The following is a 259-nucleotide window of genomic DNA, read 5'->3' as shown; positions in this document are numbered from 1 at the left end:
TAATATTTACTCATTTCCATGAATATATTGGATTAGTAAAGCCTTCTCCATAAATAAAACTTTCAAAAAGGAGCATTAAATTTATGAAGAATGTAAATCAAGAGCTGTTAAATCATGTAATTCTACATAAAGACCGAATTCCACATTTCCATAAAGACTTTCCCCTGATACTATTCTGGAGCCACAGAAGCGGATGTACTACATTAGCTAATTGGTTCTTTTTTCAAATTGGATTATTTACTGAAGCAAAAAAATACCA

At 30.1% G+C, this 259-nt stretch carries 1 pseudogene; it reads left to right on the top strand.

Going from position 1 to position 259, the window contains the following annotated elements:
* Positions 1–83: 83 nt before the first annotated feature.
* Positions 84–259: pseudogene (locus KVT11_RS20175) on the top strand (sulfotransferase family 2 domain-containing protein); the annotation flags it as partial.

It is taken from the genome of Bacillus sp. GbtcB10 (genome assembly GCF_019091365.1).
Taxonomy (GTDB): domain Bacteria; phylum Bacillota; class Bacilli; order Bacillales; family Bacillaceae; genus Bacillus; species Bacillus altitudinis.
This window is presented reverse-complemented; position numbering and strand designations above follow the sequence as displayed.